Origin of the sequence: Sphingobacterium prati, from assembly GCF_013167215.1 — a bacterium.
Classification (GTDB): Bacteria; Bacteroidota; Bacteroidia; order Sphingobacteriales; family Sphingobacteriaceae; genus Sphingobacterium; species Sphingobacterium prati.
On the sequence record NZ_JABJWY010000038.1, the window covers coordinates 519,864 to 542,916 of the forward strand.

At 41.4% G+C, this 23,053-nt stretch carries 17 protein-coding genes; 3 read left to right on the top strand and 14 right to left on the bottom strand.

Annotated elements, in window-relative coordinates; genetic code table 11:
- Window positions 1-11: 11 nt before the first annotated feature.
- The 4 genes from HPC41_RS21640 to HPC41_RS21655 all read right to left on the bottom strand — a co-directional run bounded on the left by HPC41_RS21640 (window position 12) and on the right by HPC41_RS21655 (window position 4,005).
- Complete coding sequence (locus HPC41_RS21640; protein ID WP_172396167.1) at window positions 12-1,163, bottom strand: MFS transporter; 1,152 nt, start codon at window positions 1,161-1,163, stop codon at window positions 12-14.
- A 157-nt stretch (window positions 1,164-1,320) separates the two neighbouring features.
- The gene (locus HPC41_RS21645; RefSeq protein WP_172396168.1) at window positions 1,321-1,749 is read right to left on the bottom strand and encodes a fumarate hydratase; all 429 of its coding nucleotides are present in this window, start codon (window positions 1,747-1,749) and stop codon (window positions 1,321-1,323) included.
- Window positions 1,750-1,854: 105 nt separating this feature from the next.
- Entirely contained in the window at window positions 1,855-3,252 is a 1,398-nt protein-coding gene (gene fumC / locus HPC41_RS21650) for a class II fumarate hydratase (RefSeq protein WP_172396169.1), read from the bottom strand.
- 183 nt (window positions 3,253-3,435) lie between these two features.
- A complete protein-coding gene (locus HPC41_RS21655) occupies window positions 3,436-4,005 on the bottom strand; it encodes a hypothetical protein (protein ID WP_172396170.1) in 570 nt (189 codons plus the stop codon).
- A 256-nt stretch (window positions 4,006-4,261) separates the two neighbouring features.
- Between HPC41_RS21655 and HPC41_RS21660 the strand changes: the two genes are divergently transcribed.
- Window positions 4,262-5,872 (top strand): S41 family peptidase, encoded by a 1,611-nt coding sequence (locus tag HPC41_RS21660; protein WP_172396171.1) that lies wholly within the window; start codon window positions 4,262-4,264, stop codon window positions 5,870-5,872.
- Here HPC41_RS21660 and HPC41_RS21665 read toward each other — a convergent pair.
- The 5 genes from HPC41_RS21665 to uvrA all read right to left on the bottom strand — a co-directional run bounded on the left by HPC41_RS21665 (window position 5,862) and on the right by uvrA (window position 13,470).
- Window positions 5,862-7,025: an endonuclease/exonuclease/phosphatase family protein gene (locus HPC41_RS21665; protein ID WP_246250943.1), complete on the bottom strand. Its 1,164-nt coding sequence runs from the start codon at window positions 7,023-7,025 to the stop codon at window positions 5,862-5,864. The genes HPC41_RS21660 and HPC41_RS21665 overlap by 11 nt on opposite strands.
- Entirely contained in the window at window positions 6,970-7,848 is an 879-nt protein-coding gene (locus tag HPC41_RS21670; RefSeq protein ID WP_172396172.1) for a rhomboid family intramembrane serine protease, read from the bottom strand. Before HPC41_RS21670 ends, HPC41_RS21665 begins: the two co-directional genes overlap by 56 nt.
- Before the next feature lie 11 nt (window positions 7,849-7,859).
- On the bottom strand, window positions 7,860-8,546 hold the full coding sequence (locus HPC41_RS21675) for a rhomboid family intramembrane serine protease (RefSeq protein WP_172396173.1): 687 nt from the start codon (window positions 8,544-8,546) through the stop codon (window positions 7,860-7,862).
- A 13-nt stretch (window positions 8,547-8,559) separates the two neighbouring features.
- Window positions 8,560-10,440, bottom strand: a complete 1,881-nt coding sequence (gene mutL / locus HPC41_RS21680) for a DNA mismatch repair endonuclease MutL (protein ID WP_172396174.1) — start codon at window positions 10,438-10,440, stop codon at window positions 8,560-8,562.
- Between the two features lie 186 nt (window positions 10,441-10,626).
- On the bottom strand, window positions 10,627-13,470 hold the full coding sequence (uvrA, locus tag HPC41_RS21685) for an excinuclease ABC subunit UvrA (RefSeq protein ID WP_172396175.1): 2,844 nt from the start codon (window positions 13,468-13,470) through the stop codon (window positions 10,627-10,629).
- 333 nt (window positions 13,471-13,803) lie between these two features.
- Here uvrA and HPC41_RS21690 point away from each other — a divergent pair, with 333 nt between their 5' ends.
- The gene (locus HPC41_RS21690) at window positions 13,804-14,853 is read left to right on the top strand and encodes a DUF2157 domain-containing protein (protein ID WP_172396176.1); all 1,050 of its coding nucleotides are present in this window, start codon (window positions 13,804-13,806) and stop codon (window positions 14,851-14,853) included.
- Between the two features lie 93 nt (window positions 14,854-14,946).
- On the opposite strand, the gene HPC41_RS21695 is transcribed toward HPC41_RS21690, so the two are convergent.
- Window positions 14,947-15,624: a response regulator transcription factor gene (locus HPC41_RS21695; protein ID WP_172396177.1), complete on the bottom strand. Its 678-nt coding sequence runs from the start codon at window positions 15,622-15,624 to the stop codon at window positions 14,947-14,949.
- Window positions 15,625-15,771: 147 nt separating this feature from the next.
- Window positions 15,772-17,091 carry a sensor histidine kinase gene (locus tag HPC41_RS21700; RefSeq protein ID WP_172396178.1) on the bottom strand — a complete coding sequence of 440 codons (1,320 nt, stop codon included), beginning with the start codon at window positions 17,089-17,091 and terminating at the stop codon, window positions 15,772-15,774.
- Between the two features lie 112 nt (window positions 17,092-17,203).
- Here HPC41_RS21700 and HPC41_RS21705 point away from each other — a divergent pair, with 112 nt between their 5' ends.
- Entirely contained in the window at window positions 17,204-19,573 is a 2,370-nt protein-coding gene (locus HPC41_RS21705; protein WP_172396179.1) for an outer membrane beta-barrel family protein, read from the top strand.
- Between the two features lie 83 nt (window positions 19,574-19,656).
- Here HPC41_RS21705 and HPC41_RS21710 read toward each other — a convergent pair whose 3' ends face one another.
- The 3 genes from HPC41_RS21710 to HPC41_RS21720 all read right to left on the bottom strand — a co-directional run bounded on the left by HPC41_RS21710 (window position 19,657) and on the right by HPC41_RS21720 (window position 22,915).
- The gene (locus tag HPC41_RS21710; RefSeq protein WP_172396180.1) at window positions 19,657-20,073 is read right to left on the bottom strand and encodes an OsmC family protein; all 417 of its coding nucleotides are present in this window, start codon (window positions 20,071-20,073) and stop codon (window positions 19,657-19,659) included.
- Window positions 20,074-20,329: 256 nt separating this feature from the next.
- Window positions 20,330-21,688 carry an SGNH/GDSL hydrolase family protein gene (locus tag HPC41_RS21715; protein WP_172396181.1) on the bottom strand — a complete coding sequence of 453 codons (1,359 nt, stop codon included), beginning with the start codon at window positions 21,686-21,688 and terminating at the stop codon, window positions 20,330-20,332.
- A gap of 6 nt (window positions 21,689-21,694) precedes the next feature.
- Window positions 21,695-22,915 carry an OmpP1/FadL family transporter gene (locus HPC41_RS21720; protein WP_172396182.1) on the bottom strand — a complete coding sequence of 407 codons (1,221 nt, stop codon included), beginning with the start codon at window positions 22,913-22,915 and terminating at the stop codon, window positions 21,695-21,697.
- Between the last annotated feature and the right edge of the window lie 138 nt (window positions 22,916-23,053).

A 23,053-nucleotide genomic window follows, 5' to 3' on the forward strand; every position in this document is an offset into this window, starting at 1 on the left:
TTTTTTAGCTATTAACTTTTATTGTCATAGACTTTAAGATACAGTAAGGTTAATAATGCACCAATACTTGCCATACCTACACCTACGAGAGATGGTGTATTATAAGCCAATCCCAACGTAATGGGAATACCGCCTAAAAAAGCACCGAGTGTATTACCAAGGTTAAATGCAGCTTGCCCACCTGCAGCAGCCAGTGTAGCGGCTTCTTTTGAGGCTCGGATTAACATGAGTTGTGTTGGCGAACCGATAGTGAAAGATACCAAACCTGTAATGAAAGCCAGCGGATAAGCTGTCCAGCCCAGGGGCGAAACAAAATAAACCATAACCAAACATAGCGCCATGGCGGAAAAACTTGCAATTGCTGCTTTTGTTGGCGAAATGGTATCGGCCAGTTTTCCGCCGATCAGATTGCCAAAAAACATACCAACCCCAATCAAGATCATAATAAGCGGAACACGATCCGCTGGAACTCCAGAAACTTTGGTCGCCAGCGGAGCAATATAGCTGATCCATGCAAATAATCCACCGGTACCGATAGCAATGATTGCCATCAACAACCAGGCAATTTTTTTATTGAAAAAATTCAGTTGATTGAATATATTATTCCCTTTAGACGCTTCAATTTTCGGCATCCAGGCATATATTGCGGCGAAAGTAATCAGGCCCAATAGGCTGATAATACCGTAGGTCAGCCGCCAGGAATAGTGATGACCAAGATAGGTACCTAAAGGAACCCCCGCCAGGTTGGCGATAGTCATACCTGTAAACATAATTGAAATAGCCTGGGCTTCTTTTCCTTTGGGTGCGAGTTTGGCCGCAACAACAGACCCTACACCAAAAAATGCGCCGTGCGGAAGTCCGGCCATAAAACGCGAAAGACTGATCAGAAATTGTCCTGGTGCGATACTGAATAAGCCGTTGAAAATAAAAAACAGCAACATTAAAAAGAGTAACACCTTTTTTGGAGGATATTTACCCGTAAATAAGACTAATGTGGGCGCCCCCACGACAACGCCGAGTGCATACAGGGCAATAAGGTGGGCCGCAGTAGGGATTTCGATCTGCAAATCTTTAGCGATATCCGGTAGGATTCCCATCATCGTGAATTCAGTCATTCCGATGGCAAGTCCTCCAAAAGCTAAGGCAATTATTCCTTTATTCATATGGATGGTTGGAAGTTGATAAGCAAAAATAAAAATAAAAAACGGGTTATCGCATGTTGATTTATGGGTCGATGCAATAATCCCTTTACACGAGCCAAGCGATCAATATAAAAGTGGAATAAATCCGCCAAAGGCTTGAAGGTCCAAAATCTCAATACTAATATCGCTTCTTCGGAACACAGGTGATATCCTTAGTCTTTCTGAGGATAATAGGGCGTTGATCAAATCTGCTTTCCAGTACCACAGAATCTGCGGAATGGTGGACTACTTTAAAACGTGGGATGTATTGACCCGAAAGATAGCATCCTGAAATCTTTTGTTTGCCATTTTCTTTGGTATAAATACCGTCTACAATAATTGAATCACCACGTAGGACATAAATACCTTTGGCATGTTCTGTCCAGGATCCATTTTTATAGCAGCTATCCGGGATCGTTTGTACTTTGTTATTTACATGCATTGTAGCATAAACAGAATCACAGGTAAATTTAAACTCGGTCAATGTGTATTGCAGCATCTGGCCTTGTCCCGGAATGCTGTCCTGTACCCATTCGCCTTGTAAAAACGAAGCTCCTTCACTTTGCATATCCGAATTGAATTTGCAGGCAGTGAAAAAGAAAAACATACCTATGGCAAAGGCCGATAGGTATGTTTTTGATGATATATTTTTTATTGAAATTATAGTCACAGCTTATTTTAAACTACCAACCATTTCCTCAGGTTTTACCCAAGCATCAAAATCTTCCGGCGTCACATAACCCAAACGTACTGCCTCTTCTTTAAGTGTAGTACCGTTTTTATGCGCCGTTTGAGCAATTTCAGCAGCTTTGTAATAGCCAATTTTAGTGTTTAATGCTGTTACCAACATTAATGAGTTGTCTACCAGTTCTTTGATACGTTTGTAATTTGGTTCGATACCAGCGGCACAGTGCTCTTCAAAAGAAACACAGGCGTCGCCCAATAAACGTGCAGATTGCAAGAAGTTGGCAGCCATCAATGGTTTGAATACATTCAATTCATAATGTCCTTGTGTTCCACCAATTGTGATGGCAACATCATTTCCCATGACCTGGGCAGCAACCATTGTTAACGCCTCACACTGTGTTGGATTCACTTTACCTGGCATAATAGATGAGCCTGGTTCGTTCTCTGGGATAAGGATTTCACCGATACCTGAACGTGGACCTGAAGCCAACATCCGGATGTCATTTGCAATTTTATTTAATGCTACTGCCAATTGTTTCAATGCGCCATGTGTTTCAACAATAGCATCGTGAGCAGCTAAAGCTTCAAATTTGTTCTCCGCAGTAACAAATGGTAAACCTGTAAATTCAGCGATGTATTTTGCGACAACAACATCATAACCATTTGGTGTGTTTAGGCCTGTTCCTACAGCGGTACCACCGAGTGCTAGCTCGGATAGGTGTGAAAGGGTATTTCTAAGTGCTTTCAGACCATGGTTCAATTGAGCTACATAACCGGAGATTTCTTGACCTAAAGTCAATGGCGTCGCATCCATTAAGTGTGTGCGTCCGATTTTAACGACATTCTTAAATTCTTCCGCCTTTTTGGCCAAGGTGTCACGCAGTTTTTCCACACCTGGAATAGTAGTTTCCGCAACAGCTTTATAAGCAGCAATATGCATTCCCGTAGGGAAGGTGTCATTTGATGATTGTGATTTGTTGACATCATCATTTGCTTTTAATACAGGTTCGCCTTCGCCAATTTTATATCCAGCTAATACTTGGGCACGGTTTGCCACCACTTCATTCACGTTCATGTTCGATTGTGTACCGGAACCCGTTTGCCAAATCACCAATGGGAATTGGTCATCTAGTTTGCCTGCCAGAATCTCATCGCATACAGCGGCAATAGCATCACGCTTTTCAATAGGTAATACCCCTAACTCGTGGTTGGCATAAGCTGCTGCTTTTTTCAAGTAAGCAAAGCCTGCAACGATCTCATGTGGCATTGAAGCTGCCGGTCCGATTTTGAAGTTGTTGCGTGAACGTTCTGTTTGGGCACCCCAGTATTTATCTGCAGGTACTTGAACTTCACCCATTGTATCTTTTTCAATTCTGAATGACATATTGTTTTGTATAATATAAAACGTAAAATTAATCCGTGTGAGTGCATGACACACAACACATCAGTCACAAAGTTAATGGATAATACAGTAAAAAGTAAAAATTAAAAGGTAAAAATCAAAAATTGAAACAATTAGTATGCATAGGCTTGTATAACCAAAATCTAAATACTCATTACTAAATACTCAAAAGCCCAGGCGCTTTGTCAAGGATTCGTTCACATGATGAAATACTTGCTTTGGTTTCAACGCGCGCCAGTGTAGTTCATTGAGTATACCGCCGAAGTTGATGTAATAGTCGATGTTCTGTTGTTGAAACTCTTCGATGACATGTTCGCGAAAGCCCACTCCTGCAATCCAACCATCGTCAATATCCTGAAACCATTCCTCATAATAAGAATCATCCGAAGTATGAAAATTCAATACATTCTCTCCAATGAGAATAAAATATTTTATGCCCTGACTGATCATAACATCGATAAGTTCTCTTTTCAGTAACATGATGTCATTGTATAAGGCATCATTCCATTCACCGATCAATTCGATAATGCAGTATTGTTTTTCATAGTCGACAAACAAAACCTTTAAATAAAGTGTGAGCGAACCAAATTCATCCCATTGCGGATGTAGCAAAAAGTTATAGACCTGTTTGTCGAAATCGAATTCGCTATAAACCGTGCCATAGAATGGTGATTGTTCGTCTTCTGCAGCGATGTAATAGTCGCGCCAGTTGTAATAGGGTTCGATTTCATGCATATTTTAAATTCCTTTCCAAGTTCAAACTAAGATAAATTTGTGCTTATTTGCAAGTTTACTGCATGCTATTTCATATTTTCTGACAATAGGAATAGCTGCAATTTTTAAAGATGGACAATCAGCGACAATTTTTTGTTTTTAATGTAAAATTATACGGCTGTTTACAGATTAAACCGAATAAACTTGTTACTTTTGAGCTGTAATAATAGGAGCGTGCAGGCTCATGTTATCTGTTTATAAACACTGGATTTTTCCTATGCAAAAGAGTATTAAGCGAAATATTTTTGTAGCTGCCACATACGCTGCGGTCTTGCTTCTCGGTTTGCTGTTGGGACAAAATTATGCGGAAGAACAGGGAAGTAACCAAAAAAGAACTTTTTCCAGTTTAAGTTCCAATAGCAATTCAGACAAATTACAATACCTGATCCAGCTAATCTCAGAGAACTACGTAGACAATATCAGTGTAGACACGGTACAAGATGAAGCGATTGAACATGTCGTTTCCCGCCTTGATCCTTTTTCTACCTTTTTACGACCCAATCAAGTCCTTGCCAAACAGGAAACCCTTGAAGGTTCCTTCGATGGGATAGGTGTAGAGTATTTTCGTTTGAAGGATACACTACTTGTAGTGGGGATGGTCTCTGCTGGGCCTGCTGAAAAAAGTGGGATGCGGATTGGTGATCGTATTCTAAAAATTGGAAGTAAAGATGTTGCCGGAAAAAAGGTGCCGGAGGCGGAAATCGAAAAATTGATCCGTGGAAAGAAGGGGACCGCCGTATTTATTTCGATTCAACGGAACGGACAGACGCTCGTTAATCCGTTGAAGGTCATTCGTGATCAGGTGAACGTATCTAGTTTGGACGCTTCCTATATGATTGCGCCCAAGACTGCTTATATCAAGATTCGACGTTTTGGACATAAGACCGCAGATGAGTTTAAACAATCGTTGATCGACCTACGCAAAAGTGGTGCCCAGGACCTTATCTTGGATTTACGGAATAATGGCGGCGGCTTTGTGCATACGGCGATAGAACTAGCGGGACAGTTTTTTAAAGAAAAAAGGTTGTTGATGTATACCGAAGGAGCCAATGAATTACGTCAGGACTACTATTCCGAGAAGCCCGGGGAATTTGGTGACGGTCGCGTTGTGGTCTTGATCAATGAAAGTACGGCATCCGCGAGCGAGATCCTAAGTGGCGCATTGCAGGACTTAGATCGGGCTACCGTCGTCGGAAGGCGGTCGTATGGAAAAGGCCTGGTTCAGGAACAGTTTGATTTTTCCGATGGCTCTGCCGTGAATTTGACAGTGGCACGTTATTATACGCCTCTTGGAAGATGTATCCAACGCAAATATAGCCGGGCAAATTTTGATGCAGCAAAATATATGACCGGATTTGATCTTTGGACACTAGATACCGAATTTAGTCAAAAGGAAATGTTTACAACAAGCAAGGGAAAGCTTGTATTTGGTGGCGGTGGAATTTTGCCCGATGTGAACATCCCGATTGACACCAATGAAACAAGTGCTAAATACCGTGAAATCTTTCATTCCAATGCGATTGAGGAATTTGTATATGATCGTTTCACCAAACACCTCCCAGCATATTCTATTGAAAACTTTATTAGCGGTTACCATCTGCCAACCAGCGAATTTAATTTATTTATATCATTTCTCAATGCGCAGAAACGGATTTCGGTCAATTCGGATGAGGCAAAAAATCTACATGATTTAATTCAATCTGATATTGAAGCGCTGGTGGGGCGGTATTATTTCGGTCGCGAAGCCTATTATAAAATAAAAAACAGAAGCGATAAATTTATTGAAATAGGGCTCAAAACGTTGGGGTATCAGATGCCTAAGGTTTAAGTCGAAGATCTGCCCATACCGGATAGTGATCGGATAGTTTTTGTTTAACGACCTGATAATTCATGACCTGAAATTGGGGGCTGGCAAAGATATAGTCAATTTGAAAAATTGGCAAAAGAGCATGGTGGGTTACGCCCCACCCATTTCCTTTTTCTTTAAAGGCGTTATACATACCGCCTCCAATTAAATTAACCGAATAACTCATCGGTGTATCATTAAAATCACCAACGGCGACATAAGGGTATTGACAGTCATTCATGTGCTTCTTTAGCGAATGTGCCTGTTCACTGCGCAGTTCAAAGGCATTTTTTAATTTTCTACTCAGCCGACGTGTTGAAGTATTGTCGTCTTCATTCTTATTGGATAGGTTTTGGATAAACTCCTTATCTTCATTCTGGAGGGCAAACGAACGTAAATGGATATTATATATGCGAATTAATGTATCCTGCTTTTTGATGTCCACATAACATATTCTATTGATGCCATAGTCGTTGTCACGAATAGTGCCCGAATCGTAAATGGGGAAACGTGATAAAACAGCCATGCCATAAGCTTCGTAGTCATTTTTGGAACTAGGTTCGAAAAAGAAATAATCATACCCCAATTTATCCTTAAACTCTTCGGAGAATACGTGTTTTCCCTTGATTTTACTGATGTATTCTTGAAAACAGATGACGTCCGGGGAGATGCTATCAATAATACGGACTACGTCAGCCTTAAAGCTTTTTTTTTCATCGTTGACCTTTTTGAATAGATGGGCATTGAAGGTCATCATGCGGAGTGTCCGTGTTTCAGGTGGAGCTGGTGGGGTTTCTTTACGGATGTTCCAATGTTTGGTCAGAAATGGCCAGCCGATTAATATTGCTACCAACGAGAAAAGTGCGACCTTTCGTTTGCGAAGTAGCCAGTAGCAGATAAAACCAATATTGACAAGAAGGAGAGGAAGATAACCTAATCCTAGAAATGCAATGGGCCAAAAAGATTTGGGGTTGATGAAGGTTGCCGCATAGCTCATGAGCAAAGCAATGATCGCAAGCATATTTGCCAGAAACATTGTTTTGCTTATAAATCCCAGTTTTCTTCTTAAAAAAGTCCTTCTATCCATCAACCTTGTCGCCACTATTGCTTGCTCTAAAGAGCGTTTCTTTTTCATGGTGTGTCAGACTTTCATAACCAGATACTGAAATCTTGTCCAAGATGGCGTCAATTTCATCCTGATTTGGTAAGTCATAACGATGCTTCCGATTTGCCGGTATATTATTGCCTACAACAACTTTCATTTTTGCGGGCTTTTTTTGTTTTTTCTGAAAAAGCGTGGACCAATCCATCCCTGATCTTAGCGCATAGGTAAATGCCATTCCAAATAGTACTACTGCGAAATAAGAGATCGCTGCAGGTCTATTGCCAAGCGTGAAAAATAAAAATTCCAGGGCGAAATAGACAATGGCTACGATTTTTAGTTTAACGGTACCAAAAAGCAATAGCCTTAATTCGTAGTTCGGAACTAAAGTGACAATTGCCGCAAGGACAGCAGCCAATGGATGAGCCCCGCCCATGAGATGAAGGTTTGTGGGGGGCGGAATAAGGGTGCCAAAACCAACATAAAGGGCGCTGCTAAGGAGCCAAGATGCGATGTAAACAAAGAAAAATTGTCTGTTGTTTAAAAAGGTAAAGAATATCTGGCCAACCCAATATAACCAAAGGCTGTCAAAAATCAAGGTTAAAAGCTGGACGTAGACAAAATTGAATGAGATGAGGGACCAGGGTTGCGCTAAAAAACTTGAAAAATTGCTAGGCAAGCTCAAATGCTGTACAATCGGCTGTAAAAAGCTTTGTGAAACAAGTTTCAACTCAAAAAGCAGGTCCAGAAAATAGATGAGGACAAATAAGCACACCTGTACACTGATCACAACCGGAATCGGTGAACCAGTTTTATACGTTTGCCTCCAAAAATCTTTTAAACCAATGTTATTCATTACACATGCTATTAATAAATTCCCTTCCTAACCTTCCAGAATTTGAGCAGCAAGTAACCGAATAATGCCCCACCTACGTGAGCCAAATGGGCTACCGAATCTCCCGGTCTAGATAAGCTCATATAGATCTCGATTAAGATAAATCCACCGATCATATATTTGGCCTTGACTGGTACAGGAATAAACAAAAATTGAAGCGGTATGTTTGGAAAAAGGTAAGCAAAAGCCAATAGAACGCCATAGATCGCTCCAGAGGCTCCTAGCATAGGTATGACATATGATAATGCTTCGTTACTGCCGGTATTTGCCAGGGAAATGATTTCATTTCCGCTCATGCCGTGCAATGGAGCGAAAGAACCCGTAGCAAGATACAGTTGTATGCCATTCACCGCTGTATAGAGAAACCAGGCGCCAATTCCCGAGATCATATAGAAATTTAAGAAGCGTTTTGGACCAAGTACTTGTTCAATCATAGGGCCAAACATGACAAGGGAGAACATATTGAAGAAAATATGTGTAATGTTGTTTTTGTCATGCATAAACATATGTGTGACCACCTGCCATATTTTGAAATAAGGCGAATCCGGATAATATACGGCAAGATAATCATATGCTATAGGTACAAATTGTGATCCAATATAAAATATAATATTGACGATCAGTAAGTTCTTGATAACGGGTGTCAATTGTTGAAACATATAATTTTATCTTCTAGTTTTTGCCAAATTTTTCTGCCAACTCCTGCAATGTAAACGTTACGATAACCGGGTTGCCATAGATGGAACTATTCGGTGATTGACAGGCAAAGAGCTTATCGACCAATTCTGCCATGGCTGTATTATCAAGTTGTGTGCCTGGCTTGATCGCTGCATTGCGGGCAAGGCTTTTTGCCAGATTTTCTCTTTTTGCAAGCTTATACTCGGATTGATTATTCTTATAATCTTCCAATATTTTTTCAATCATTTTTATTTCGTCAAACCCTGTTCCCAAGTCTGCCGGAATTCCGTCAATAATATAGGAATTTTTTCCAAATTCGCGAATCTGAAATCCCAAGCCATTGATGTCAACCAATAAATCTTTCATGAGCTCGTTATCCGAAGGGTTGAGATCTATCGTTTGCGGAAATAAACTCTGCTGGCTCAAGCCTTTATGCTGATCGAGTTGTGTGAGGAACTGCTCAAATAAAATGCGCTCGTGTGCGGCCTGTTGATCTATAAGGATAAAGCCTGAATGAATCTGAGAAACAATATACTTATTGTGTAGCTGAAAGAATAATTTAGAAGAGGCTTTATCTTCCATTTGTATGACTTGAGGATGATCGGTCTCCAATTCCGAAAGGCTGTGCAATGGAAGTTGCACAGACTCTTCTTTTTCCACGATCTCATATAACGAATCCCAATTGCTTGGTATTCCCCCTGTTTTTTTGGCAAAGCCTTCAGCATAGCTATCAGACCTGGAGTAGGACGGTTTGGACTTGTCGGTATCAAAAGGGTTAAAGTCCGGATTGAAGGTCACTGTCGGAACAATAATTTCATCCAATGATTTCTTGGTAATCAGATTGGAGAAACTAGTCTCCTGTTCAAAATCCAATGAAGGCATGATGTTATATCGTCCCAATGATCTTTTCACTGCCGAACGGATGATGGCGTAGATTGCTTTGTCATCCTCGTATTTGATTTCGGTCTTTGTTGGGTGCACGTTGATATCGATACGGGCGGGATCTATATCAATAAACAGTACATAAAAGGGAAAGGTCTCCGCTTGCATAATATCTTCGTATGCATTCATCACTGCATGGTGCAGATATGGATCGCGTACAAAGCGTTTATTAACAAAGAAAAATTGTTCGCCACGTGTTTTTTTTGCAAATTCAGGCTTACCTATAAAGCCCTCCACCTTAATAATGGATGTATCCTCTTCTACAGGGACGAGACGCTGGTTGTAATTGTTGCCAAAGATATGGACAATCCGTTGTTTCAGTGTCTCCGCAGGAAGGTGATAAATCTCATTTCCATCACTATGTAGCGAAAGGAAAATCTGTGGGTTAGACAAAGCGATCCGTTGAAATTCATCAATGATATGACGCATTTCAACCGAATTGCTCTTCAAGAAGTTCCTGCGGGCAGGGATATTGTAAAAGAGATTTTTAACTAAAATATTTGTTCCAGCAGCGACAGCTTCTGGGTATTGGTTGACAACTTTTGAGCCCTCTATTTCCACTACGGTGCCAAGCTCATCTTCGATACGGCGTGTTTTTAGTTCGACTTGTGCGATCGCAGCAATGGAAGCCATCGCTTCGCCCCGGAAGCCCATGGTACGGATGGCAAATAAATCTTCAGCTTTTCTGATCTTTGAAGTCGCATGACGTTCAAAGCAGAGCCGAGCATCCGTTACGCTCATACCGCAACCATTATCAATGACTTGGATCAATGATTTACCTGCATCTTTAACAATAAGTTTTATTTTGTCAGCTCCAGCATCAATGGCATTCTCAATCAATTCTTTAATGGCAGACGCTGGTCGCTGCACCACTTCTCCCGCCGCAATCTGATTGGCAACATTATCTGGAAGTAATTGAATAATATCCGACATATAATACAAAGTTACGAAAAACCTTTATGAAATCTGCTGCTTGCCATTGAACCAAATCCGATGGGAAGCAGGCAAAAGCAAGGATTATTTAAAATGTGCGACCGGATGACATTCCGAGGCACATGATCATCCTGAGCTACACGAATAAAGGAGATTACAAGAATGTATAGTCTCCATACGGAGCAGCTATTTCATCTCTAATTTTAGGAAACGTGCGGTTTCGCTTTTCTTGTTTTTAATTAAATTTTCTGGAGTCCCTTCAAATAATATCTGACCGCCCTCTTTTCCTCCTTCAGGACCGATATCAATTACCCAGTCAGCCGATTTGACAACATCTAGGTTATGCTCGATAATCAACACGGTATTTCCTCGGTCGACCAATCGGTTGATTACGCCCATCAGTACATTAACGTCTTCAAAGTGAAGCCCGGTTGTAGGTTCGTCTAGGATGTAAAATGTATTTCCGGTATCTTTTTTAGAAAGCTCAGTGGCAAGTTTCACACGCTGAGCTTCTCCGCCTGATAGCGTTGTAGACGATTGACCTAAGGTAATATATCCCAAACCGACATCCTGTAAGGTCTTGATTTTTCTGTAAATACTTGGTACATTTTCAAAGAAATCGACGGCATCGTTGATGCTCATATCGAGTACATCGGAAATGGATTTTCCTTTGTATCGCACCTCTAAAGTTTCTCGGTTGTAGCGCTTTCCGTGGCATGTTTCACAAGGAACCTGTACATCCGGGAGAAAATTCATTTCAATGACTTTCAACCCCGCTCCCTGACAGGTTTCACAACGTCCACCTTTGACATTGAACGAGAATCGCCCTGGTTTGTACCCTCTGATTTTTGCCTCGGGAAGCTGAACAAACAAAGTACGTATATCAGAAAATACCCCAGTATACGTAGACGGGTTGGAGCGTGGTGTACGGCCAATTGGACTTTGGTCGATCTCGATCACCTTGTCGATATGTTCTAGGCCTTCGATCTTTTTGAAAGGTAATGGAGTTGCTTTCGCCCGGAAAAAATGTTTATTTAAAATGGGGTATAAGGTACCTGTAATCAAGCTGGACTTGCCAGATCCCGAAACACCCGAAACCACGATCAGTTTCCCAAGGGGAAATGTTACAGTCAGGTTTTTCAGATTATGTCCAGTAGCACCGTGAATGGTCAGTGTTTTGTTATTGCCTTCACGACGTTTTTCAGGAATTTTAACCTCTTTTTTCCCATTAAGATAAGCCGCGGTCAACGAATCTGATTTTAAGATCTCGTCAGGTTGCCCTTCCGCAACTACCGTTCCTCCATGTACACCAGCAGCTGGTCCCATATCAATTACATAATCAGCATGTAAGATCATGTCTTTGTCATGCTCAACAACCAGAACCGAATTGCCAATATCACGCAGGTTTTTGAGTGCATTGATGAGGCGTTCATTGTCACGTTGATGGAGTCCAATACTCGGTTCATCTAAAATATAAAGTACATTGACCAGCTGTGAGCCTATCTGTGTCGCTAAACGGATCCGTTGTGCTTCGCCCCCGGATAATGTTTTTGCCGTACGATCCAATGTTAAGTAATTCAATCCTACGTCCAATAGAAAACCCAAACGGGCCCTTATCTCTTTAAGTATCTCTGTAGCGATGACCAATTGGCGTTCGTCCAGTTTGCTTTCCACCTGGTCGAACCATTCTTTTAATGCAGAAATATCGAGGGTTGATAATTCATGGATATTCTTGTCTGCGACCTTAAAGTGCAATGATTCTTTCTTTAACCGCGCTCCTTCACAGGCTGGGCAGGTAACTTTGGTTCTGAAATCATCTAATGAAGGTGCTTCATCCGAAGATTTTCCGGAAAACTCTTCCAGCATTTTAAAGATACCTTCGAATTCGACCCGATATTCACGGGATCCGTAGCTCCCATAGGACACGGTGACAACAATAGGTTCTTCTTTATTGCCAAACAACAGTTGGTCGATCTGTTCGTCGCTGAGTTTCTCTAACGGCGTTGTTACCGCAAAATCCAATTTTTTGGACACCGCTTTAAGCACCTCAAATGTCCAGTTCTCCCGTGTAGGCCCTAAGGGTGCCAGTCCACCTTTTTGAATGCTGAGTTTCTTATCAGGAATAACAGCGTTTTTATCGATTTCGAAGATATAGCCCAAGCCGTCACAGGTCGGACATGCACCATATGGCGAGTTGAATGAGAATGTATTGGGTTGAGGCTCATCATAAGAGATCCCCGATTCCGCATCCATTAGATAACGGCTATAAAATTGCTCCTGATTATCTTTGGTAGATACTTTAATAATACCTTTAGCCGTTTTCATGGCTTGCATGACCGAAGTCTGTAAGCGTTTTTTGTCTTCACGCTCTATTTTCAAACGATCAACAACAATTTCAATATCGTGAATCTTATAGCGGTCTACTTGCATTTTTGGGACGAGATCCAAGATTTCACCATCCACACGTACCTTAACATAGCCCTGTTTACGAATTTGCTCGAAAAGCTCACGATAATGTCCTTTACGCCCTTTCACGACCGGAGCGAGGATATTGAGTGCTTGCCCATCAAATTCATCCAGAATACGCTCGATTACCTGATCATCCGACATGCGCTCCATCTTTTTCCCGGTGACATAGGAGAAGGCTTCACCCGCCCGGGCAAACAAAAGGCGCATAAAATCATATACCTCTGTGATGGTTCCGACGGTTGACCTCGGATTTTTGCTTGTTGTCTTTTGTTCAATGGAAATCACCGGACTCAAACCTGATATCTTGTCGACATCCGGACGCTCCATACCACCCAAAAATTGGCGACTATAGGCACTGAAAGTTTCCATATACCGACGTTGACCTTCTGCATAAATGGTGTCAAAAGCCAAAGAAGACTTTCCGCTACCACTCAAGCCGGTGATAACAACCAATTCATTTCTCGGAAAAGAAACATCTATATTTTTTAGATTGTGCGCGCGAGCACCAAATACTTGAACTTCACTCTGTTCGCCCAAATCTGGGCTTTTTTTTACTGCCATGAAAACTCCTTAAAATCCCTATTGTGGGATAAAATGCAAAACATGCAAAATTACAGATTTTAAAGGAATTATGCGAGGATATCTGACTTTTGGAATAAAATGTGATATAGATGTGATTTGAAGATCTCGTGATGACTGGATGAGGTAAGAAAGTTACGAAGGTTATTGCTATCTTGTGATCGGCTAAGGTGGCTATGACAGCTTTTAAGCCCCTAAGTTTTACAGGACCTAAAAAATAAAAGTAAAACATGGAAATACTTCGGTAAGGCGAAAATTTGCCGGATTAAAATCTTTGTTCCTTATTCTTTGTTCTATAATATCAATACAATAACAATGCGAAAATACGATGTCAGCAAACAGGAGAAACAATCCATCGAAGATATTGTCCAATTTTGGAAAAAGGAGAAGCTATTGGACGAACAAAAAGCCAAGGAACTCATGGATAGTCTTGATGTTAAAAGCTTTGATTGGGGCCAGCTGGCCCGGTATGCTTTCTGGATTGCATTAGCATCCTTGGTGTTTGCTGTTTTTTCGCTGTTTACGGATGCTTCTTTCCTCGCTTTTGTGGATAGCCTTTACGAAGCGCCCAATATTTTATTCTGTTTCTTTTTTGCTGCGGTCGCTGTACTTTTTTACACACTGGGTTTTCGTTATAAAAAGCGTTATCCATATAAGAATCTTTCCACGGAGACCATGATGTTGATTGGTGTATTTGGAACAGCCGCCTGCATTGGTTTTATGGGCAAGGTCTTGGATAAAGATACCATGCATTATTCCCTCTTATTTTTACTTTCGGTCGCGATATACGGCGTGCTTGCAGTCAAATTGGACAGTAAGTTGATCTGGACCTTTATGCTCTTAGCGCTAGGCGTTTGGTTTGCCACTGAGACAGCTTATCACAGCAATTGGGGATTTAAATTCTGGGGAATGAATTATCCCTTACGTTTTACGATTTTCGGTGCTATAATCACGGCGGCAGCAGTTTGGCTACAGCCACGTTTTGAACGTTTACAGATATTTCAACCAGTCAGTTATATCATTGGGTTGATTTACCTTATGGTTTCTTTGTGGGCGCTGTCTATCTTTGGTAACTATTCGGATTTTTATGAATGGACTACGGTACGTCAGTATCACATGTTTTATTGGGGGATGCTATCCACTGCCGTGTCAGCGTTTCTTGTAATTTATGGGCTAAAAGCGAAGGATAATGTTACCCGCGAGGTTGGTTTTGTGTTTTTGGTATTGAATATTTATACCCGCTATGTGGAGTACTTGTGGGATAATATCAATAGAGCAGTCTTTTTCCTGATTCTTGCAGTTTCCTTTTGGTTTGTTGGCCGTTGGGCAGAAAAGCTATGGAACAGACGAAAAGAGGAGCTTTAAGGATTAACATTGGGTGGATTCGCTTAGGAAACGGGTGTCAAAAGCGTAAATTGCTATACGACAATAACGACTTCCGCTATGAGGATCTCAGATTTAAAAATGTACCGTAAATCCTACTCCACGATTCGAACGAATATGAAGATCAGGGTCATGGCTTAAGTACTTTCTTAGCCGTGTGATAAAGACATCCATACTTCTACCTGTAAAAAAATCAGCAGTTCCCCATACTTTTTCGAGGATAGCGCCCCGTGTTACCAACTGACCGTTGCGCTGCCACAGAAATAACAACAATTGTGCTTCTCGCTCAGTGAGTTTATATTGCGCCAAAGCATGGCTCAATAACAGTTGATCTGGGAGAAATACATATGAGCCAATGGCAATGGGATTTGGCGATATAGTTTTATGATTGCGCTTTAATATATTTTGTATGCGCAGTAATAATTCTTCAGGATCACAAGGTTTGGTAATATAGTCGTCGGCACCAATTTTTAGGCCTGTTAACTTATCTATCTTTTGCTCTTTTGCGGTTAGAAAGATAAAAGGAAGTAAAGGAAAAAGTGCACTGATCTCTTTTGCCAAAGTAAAGCCGCTTACTTGTGGAAGCATAACGTCCAGAATAATTAAATCATAACCCATCAGCTTCTGAAAGTCTGCCGTGAGCTCATTTGGCTGCGAAATCCAGTCCACACGAAAGTCCGAAAGCTCCAGATATTGTCTCAGCATAAATCCAAAATCCGGATCATCTTCTACCAGCAATAGCTTATTCTTCATTTCTTTGTTTCATCTAACGGATGTTTAGCCCTTATTCCCTGATCCATTATAAAGTTAATAATACGCTTTTTATTCATTGCCGTTTCGTTGCTCTTCGTGTAGCAGACTGTGCCGCCGATTGACGATGTTGGCCAATGAACTGATAAATTAAAGTGGTAAAAGAATGGTAAAAGTTGTCCCATGCTGCAATTTACTGATAACCTTGATCTCTCCGCCATATTTCTTGACGATATTTTTAACCAGAAATAGGCCAATTCCTAAGCCTTTTGTATCATGGATATTGTCTTTCTGGATACGGTAGAACTTTTCAAAAATATAGGGTAATTCGCTTTCTTCCATGCCCTGTGCGTTGTCTTTGACCTGAATGGATAGATAGTCTTTTTGTTCCTCAAAGCGGATATTCAACTGCGAAGCACCGTATTTAACCGCATTGTTCATCAGGTTGTGAAACAATGTCGTTGTATCTATGGAATTAAGACAGACCTGCATGCTTGGGCTTGGCTCCACAAGTAGTCTGACTGTTGGATTGCATAGCTGAAAATCACTGAAGATTGCCTGTAGCTCTTTCGCTGTTGTTGGGGATAAACTGGTTGCAGTTTGATTTTCGTTCAATGGATCCAGTGTTTGTTCCAAACGGTTCACCTGACGTTCAATCACGGCAATAATCGTATTGTCAGGAGATTTTTGGAGGGTTTTGGCGGCTATTTTTAAGGTCGCAATCGGTGTTTTTAGTTCGTGTGAAATATTATCCACTACATCGTGCAACACGGCAATCTGTTTTTTTTGTTTCTTGAGATTGTTAATTGTCCGGTAAAACAACCAGATAAAAGCGGCCAGGATCAATAGGGTGCTCAACAGCAGTGAGGTTAGCTCCTTAAATAGAATCCAGCTCAGATTGACCACCTCAAAAGAAGTCTTGCGTGGAACAGAAAAAACATATAGAATTTCCCTGCTTTGGATACTATCCTGAATCTTGTTCATTTCAGTTTTTTCCGTCAGCCATTTACTGCTGGATAATTCTGTAGGATTTCGGAAAGTACCGGATGTTGTGTATACCGTGATCGGGCCATTAACCAATGGTTTTGTCGCATCTTTATAGTAAATATTCAATATTTCCTGTTTAAGGATGACATGCATTCCCAGTGGCCGGAATATACTGTCAACATATCTTGTTAGTTCGCCGGAAGTTTTCTGTGCATGTGTTGTATACAGTTTTTTTAGGTTTTCTTCGGTGATCTCTTTTTTGACCAGTTTGATATAATAATCCCGGGCGATATCCTTACTCAATAGGTTGTTATCAAAAACGGAATCAGTGTCATCCAATTTGTTCAGATTTTTTTTTACGTCGGCGAATACTTCCCGTAGTTTAAGCCGATAGGTATTGTATAATTGATACCCTTGTATGCCGATCAGGACAGTAAAAAATAGGATGAAAAGAATAATATAATTTTTAGGCTTCAATTCCATATACAAATATAACTGCTCACAATGAAGATCATAGGCTTTAACCTAGCATTAACTCTTCATTAACCATATTTAGCAAGGTTAATGAACAATTTTGGACATTCAATACCGAAATATGAAATGCTTATTATTTTTGCTTCTAGCTCCAGGGCTCGTAACAGCACAGACGATACGGGTGGGGAGAATCCAAAAGGGGAATAAGGAGATGCTGGCTGATGCGTCGGTTGTCTTGTTGGACAGTACTTATCGACAGATTGGTGAAATGAAAACAGATAGCGCTGGAAAGTTTAAATTAACATTGACACCGCACAGCAAATATTACCTTAAAGCCTCGCATTTGAACTTTGGGGCTAAGGAATTATTTTTTTACAGTGATACTGTGAAGAGTCCGCTGATCTTGACACTTCTTCCACAGACAAAGGAATTGGAGGAGGTGAATGTCGTGGGCCGACAGCCTCGACTGACCCGAAAGTTGGATCGCCTTGAATTTAATGTCCAAAATAGTAATCTCTCTGCATACAACACCTGGGATATTCTAAAACGGACGCCTTTGGTGATGGCCAGCGGTTCAGACCTGATGGTACGGGGAAGCAAAAAGATCGTGGTACTTATTAATGACCGCAAGGTCTTGCTGAGCGGTGATGAATTGAAAACCTACCTGGAGAACACAGCCGGTAATGATGTACAATCCATCGAGGTCATTACCAATCCACCCGCAAAATATGAAGCGGAGGGAAGTACGATCATCAACATCAAGCTGTCCAAATCCAACTTATATGGGTATCGGGGTACACTACTGGCCTTGGCCGAAAAGAGTACAACCTGGAAACAATTGTTTGGGCTGACACAGTATTATAAGAACGAGAAGTTTAATCTACGGGCAACATATAATTTTGGACGTGGTACCTATGCCCGTTATGAGACAAATTATGTGTATTATCCCAAGGAACAGACCTCATGGGAAGGCACGATGGACCGTTTCGATACCAATAATAGCCAAAATAGTTATGTACTTTCCGCCGAATATACCCCGGATACCACATGGACGATCAATATGGGGCTAAATGGATATTATGGACCAAGATCATATGGAGTATATGAGGTACCTACCATAATTTATAATAAGGATCACATACAAGAATCCAGTTATTTTACAACAAATGACCATGAACGCTCCAGCAAGACCAATAACCTTTATCTACAGGTGACGAAGAAACTCAGCCCCAAATGGAATATCAATTGGTCATCTTACTTTACATCCAGCCATGCCAGCAACGATCAAGATGTATTGACAGCCTTGAATTTCAAAGGTGAAGAACCATCAAGTACACGCTTTATTAGTAATAACGATAGTAAAAACAGGCTTTTTTCCTCACAGCTGGACGTTACAGGAAAGATAAAGGGGTTGGAAGTAGAATTTGGGGGAAAATTTAGTGCCGTTAAGACCACAAGCGACCTGCTGTTTTCAGACGATGAATCCGGTACACTGCAGCACCGGCCCGAAAAGAGCAGTCTGTTTGATTATAAAGAAACTAATGTGGCCTTATATACATCGTTTAACTATACATGGGAAAAATGGAGCTGGAAAGCAGGTTTAAGGGGGGAGTATACCGATTTGGAGGGTATAGTCTCAGCGCCCAAGGATATCAACAAGAAGGATTATTTTGTGCTATTCCCTACGTTCTATATGCAATATGCATTGTCAGATCAGCAGCAAGTTGGATTTTCCTATGGCAAAAGAATCAGTCGGCCTGCCTATTCATGGCTTAACCCCGCGAAATCTTATTATAACCTATTTTCGTATTTTCAGGGCGACCCACGCTTAAGGGCTACCATTGTACATAACCTCAACCTGACCTGGACAAAGAACAGCTGGAATGTGGATCTATTTTACAGGTTCGAGAAATGGCCTAATATGGAAATCGCCTTGCAGGATAATGTCAATCATCAGCTGATCTTTCAATATACGAATATTAAGAAAGGACAGGGAACGGGGATAGACCTGGGCAAGAGCTTTCAGTTGACCTCCCGCTGGGGATTAAATCTTCAGCTGGAAGGCATGTACAATGAGAATTATTTTATGGGATCTGATGCCCTACTGCACAAGAACGACGTATACATCGGCAATGGAAATATCAGTTCAAGTTATGTGCTGGACAAAAATGCCGGCTGGAATGTAGAACTCGGAAACAGTTTTACTTCGCCGACTATTCAAGGGCCATTTCGGATTACAGGTTATTCCAGCACTTACTTAACGACCAACCGTAAATTTTTTAACAAAAAGCTGGAAGTCAATCTGGCGTTTATGGATCTTTTCAGGACTGAAAAGATGAGAATCTCGTCAAAGTATGCCGATCAGAATAACTATTTTGATGACTATCGGGATACAAGAAAGGTCAATGTCACGCTGCGGTACCACATTGGAAACCAAAAGATCAAAAGCAGTAATCAGCCGAATAAGACCGAAGAGCAAAACAGGCTTTAGTTCTTATACAAATGCCAAACGCTCGATGGCGATCGCTTTTAATTACAGCGATCGCCATCGAGCGTTTGATGTTAAAAATAAACTTAGTTTATTTTTAACGAGTAGGTGATATTGATACCACCTGCTGCAAGCATGTCATGAACAGAGCAATATTTCTTCACGGCTAATTCAGCGGCTTTTGCGGCTTTCACTTCATCAATATCCCCCTTTAGGAAAAAGTTGATGTGGATAGCTGTGAATATCTGCGGGATTTCTTCGCGACGTTTTCCTTCTACTTCCACTTGGATATCGTCAATTTGCTGGCGTTGTTTGACCAATATACTGTGTAGATCAAAAACGCTACAAGAACCTAATGCCATCAAGACCAATTCCATGGGGCGGACACCTTTGCCTTCACCGCCGATGGCTTCAGAACCATCGATATTCACTTTGACAGTAGATAATTCACTGCTGGCTTCGAAATGCACAGCTTGATTGACACGGTTTAATTTGACTTTCATAAGAATAATTATTTACGCGTATTGTATTTGTTGTTGCATCCCTATTACCATCAGTACTGGTTTTCATTGTGTTGTCTTCTTATACAGATTTGTCTGACCCAGCTTTTGAAGCGAATGAATGTGAAACAAACATAAAACTTTTTCAAGTCGATGAATGACTTTGTATAACAAAAATACGCATTGTTTTACAAAAAAAGGTCATCTGAATGTTCAATTCAAATGACCTTTTTTAGATCCTTTTGGCTAATTTATAGCACTAAGGTAAGGCAACTCCGCCATACTGGCTCACATTTACTTTTCCTAGTTTGGTGCTATATTTCGCATTGATGGCATCAACAAAAACATTGGCCATAATGGCATAGCCCATAGGCGTTAAGTGAACACCATCCAAAGAGAATATATTACCGGTGATGTATTTATTGCTGATGGCGATACCGTTAATCTGATAGCCCGATTTTACTTTGTTCAGGAAACTGTAGATGTCCGCCACAGCAAGTTTTTTACTATCAGCAACCTGTTTGATCGTGGTGTTGAGCGCAACAATACGATCTTGGACCATTTTTGCCTCAGCCTCATCTAAAACGAAGTTATCACCAACTGGATTCGCGGGGTGTAGGCCGTAAGGAGCCGGATTAACAATACCTGTTGCAGGGTCTTTGAGATCTTGTCTGCCCAATAGCCCAGCCGAGGAAAATGGAAGGATAAACATGTCTTTATCCGTTGCTGCCCGAAAAGGGGCTGTCTTTGTTTTAATATAAATATCCTTGAATGGAGTGGCCGTGGGGTTTTGTGCCAATAATGCCGCATTCGCTCCAGCCAGTAGGGCCTGACGTGTTACTGTCGTGAAATAAGGCACTGCCGTCACATCAGGAATGGTGGCTACGACCCCTTTCTGTTCTTTGCTTGTCAATTTGGTTATAAATTCAGTATAACGCACTGTAAAGGTCTGTTCTGAAATCAGGGTGTTTGTGGCATCCGTGGTTACGGCACCGTTTGTGGCATAGCCCAGCACGTCGTTATTTCCTAATGAGAAGGAAAAGAACGTATGGTCTTTGGTTGTTGCAAAATCTACGTAGGTCGTTGTAGCGGGTGCATTGTCTGGTAGCAATCGCTCGAAATAAGGATTCCCTTTTGTCGTACCTATTCCTGGCGCAAATGCCATATCCAAGCGCATGCCGGGTACGCCGAGATTATTGATGGGGCCAGTGTATTTGATGTAAAGGGGCTTTTTGTCTTCTGTTTGACCACGGATGGCCAGGTGATCAGTTACGGTCCCCAATTGTGGCTGACCGTTCACCAGTGCTTTTAAATATAAGAACCCGCTTCCATTATAGTTTTCTGCAGGAAAATAAGGCTGCAAAAACTCTCCGCCGCCTACTTTTTTCATCTCTTGTGCGAGCATATTCGGGAAAGATTGTTCCTGCCCCTTCAGACTAAGTCCACTATTGGCGTAGCCCGAAGTCAGGGAGTTACCAACAGCAATATATTTGCTGAAATCTACATTTTCGGGGTTTCCGCCTTTGGTGTCAATGTCGATAGATGGTTTACAGGACGCAGCCAATGCCAGCGCAGCAAAACCAATATAAAGCTTAATATTTTTTTGAAATCTTTTCATAATCTATTACCATTTATAGGTGAATGAAATTGAAGGGGCATGAATGTTAGTCTTGTAAGCACCCTCAATTTGTGTGACGGGGCTTGTGACAGTGCGCTCTTTCAATTTTTGTAAAACATAAGCTGCATGAAGGCTGAATTTGTCGTTGATCGCGTAAGACAAGCCCAGCGCACCCATAATACGGTCATTGTCCGGAGTCTCCGCATAGACATAGTCTTTATCAACTGGCGTTTTTACATATCCCACTCCGGCACGTACAGCTAACTTTTCGTTGGCTTTGTAATTCACCCCAACTTTTCCTGAAAATGCATTCTTATAATTTTTTATTTGCTCTGTATCCTGTAGCAAAGGTGTATTGTCTGCATAATCAAAAACTAGCTTTTTATAGATATTGTATTGGATAAAAGTTCCGTCGGCAACAATATCCACTTTGTCACTCACCGGAACCGAGAGGCCGAGGTTAAGTGATGCTGGCAAAGGAAGTTCTGCGCTAAATTTGGTGTCGGGAAACGAGGCTGCAACAGCATCAGGCACCGTAAATTCGGCATCCCCCTTTTTCAGCTTTGTAACGACTTTTGACCGGTAAGATAAAGAGATCGCGACATTGTTGTCAAAGTTGTAATGGGCGCCGACGTTGTAACCTATCCCGGTACCTGTTCCGGTCAATTTCGCATGTGCGGAGGACCCGTCCGTTAAAAATAAAGGTAATGATCTGGCCAAATCCACCATACCGATGTTGTAAACAAAGCCTGCACCGACGCTTAAGTTATCCGTAAGTTTATAACTGATGGTGGGCTGGATGTAAATCGCACGCAATTTTAGGTGGTTGAGCTCGTATTTTCCAGGCCAACTGTCTCCCCAGTCCACTGCTCCGCCATAAGGCGTATAGACACCAAGTCCGGCCTTCCAACGGGCATTGTCTGGACCAAAGGTCGCAAAAACAGAAAAAGGAGGAGTGACCTGCGAGCGCGTGTTATACACTTGATTGCTTCCTGATTCTTTGAAGGCTGATCGATACATTACCGTGGATATGCCTGCAGAAACCGCATTGTGGTCCATTTTTGCTAAACCTCCCGGATTGTAGAATATACTTGTTTCGTCTGTGAAAAGCGCAGATCCGGCACCAGCCATGCCTAATGCCCGTACGCCCTGTGTATTCACTTGAGACCCTTGTGCAAAGAGCAGTGATGGTGATGCACAAAGTATTGAGAATAATAATTTCTTCATACTAGTGTTTATTGTTGGTTAACGTTCCTCTTTAAAATACAATGCTAACATAGTAAATGTTTGGCTAATATTAATAAATGTTGTGTAATATTTTTTTTGCTCGTACCTTTAAGTGCAAGGAAACTAAAATTAAACAAT

What these genes read in the sequence shown, in the direction of transcription:
- HPC41_RS21640 (WP_172396167.1), bottom strand. Translation starts at nt 1,163, where the DNA reads ATGAATAAAGGAATAATTGCCTTAGCTTTTGGAGGACTTGCCATCGGA.
- HPC41_RS21645 (WP_172396168.1), bottom strand. Translation starts at nt 1,749, where the DNA reads ATGCAAAGTGAAGGAGCTTCGTTTTTACAAGGCGAATGGGTACAGGAC.
- fumC (WP_172396169.1), bottom strand. Translation starts at nt 3,252, where the DNA reads ATGTCATTCAGAATTGAAAAAGATACAATGGGTGAAGTTCAAGTACCT.
- HPC41_RS21655 (WP_172396170.1), bottom strand. Translation starts at nt 4,005, where the DNA reads ATGCATGAAATCGAACCCTATTACAACTGGCGCGACTATTACATCGCT.
- HPC41_RS21660 (WP_172396171.1), top strand. Translation starts at nt 4,262, where the DNA reads ATGCAAAAGAGTATTAAGCGAAATATTTTTGTAGCTGCCACATACGCT.
- HPC41_RS21665 (WP_246250943.1), bottom strand. Translation starts at nt 7,025, where the DNA reads ATGAAAAAGAAACGCTCTTTAGAGCAAGCAATAGTGGCGACAAGGTTG.
- HPC41_RS21670 (WP_172396172.1), bottom strand. Translation starts at nt 7,848, where the DNA reads ATGAATAACATTGGTTTAAAAGATTTTTGGAGGCAAACGTATAAAACT.
- HPC41_RS21675 (WP_172396173.1), bottom strand. Translation starts at nt 8,546, where the DNA reads ATGTTTCAACAATTGACACCCGTTATCAAGAACTTACTGATCGTCAAT.
- mutL (WP_172396174.1), bottom strand. Translation starts at nt 10,440, where the DNA reads ATGTCGGATATTATTCAATTACTTCCAGATAATGTTGCCAATCAGATT.
- uvrA (WP_172396175.1), bottom strand. Translation starts at nt 13,470, where the DNA reads ATGGCAGTAAAAAAAAGCCCAGATTTGGGCGAACAGAGTGAAGTTCAA.
- HPC41_RS21690 (WP_172396176.1), top strand. Translation starts at nt 13,804, where the DNA reads ATGCGAAAATACGATGTCAGCAAACAGGAGAAACAATCCATCGAAGAT.
- HPC41_RS21695 (WP_172396177.1), bottom strand. Translation starts at nt 15,624, where the DNA reads ATGAAGAATAAGCTATTGCTGGTAGAAGATGATCCGGATTTTGGATTT.
- HPC41_RS21700 (WP_172396178.1), bottom strand. Translation starts at nt 17,091, where the DNA reads ATGGAATTGAAGCCTAAAAATTATATTATTCTTTTCATCCTATTTTTT.
- HPC41_RS21705 (WP_172396179.1), top strand. Translation starts at nt 17,204, where the DNA reads ATGAAATGCTTATTATTTTTGCTTCTAGCTCCAGGGCTCGTAACAGCA.
- HPC41_RS21710 (WP_172396180.1), bottom strand. Translation starts at nt 20,073, where the DNA reads ATGAAAGTCAAATTAAACCGTGTCAATCAAGCTGTGCATTTCGAAGCC.
- HPC41_RS21715 (WP_172396181.1), bottom strand. Translation starts at nt 21,688, where the DNA reads ATGAAAAGATTTCAAAAAAATATTAAGCTTTATATTGGTTTTGCTGCG.
- HPC41_RS21720 (WP_172396182.1), bottom strand. Translation starts at nt 22,915, where the DNA reads ATGAAGAAATTATTATTCTCAATACTTTGTGCATCACCATCACTGCTC.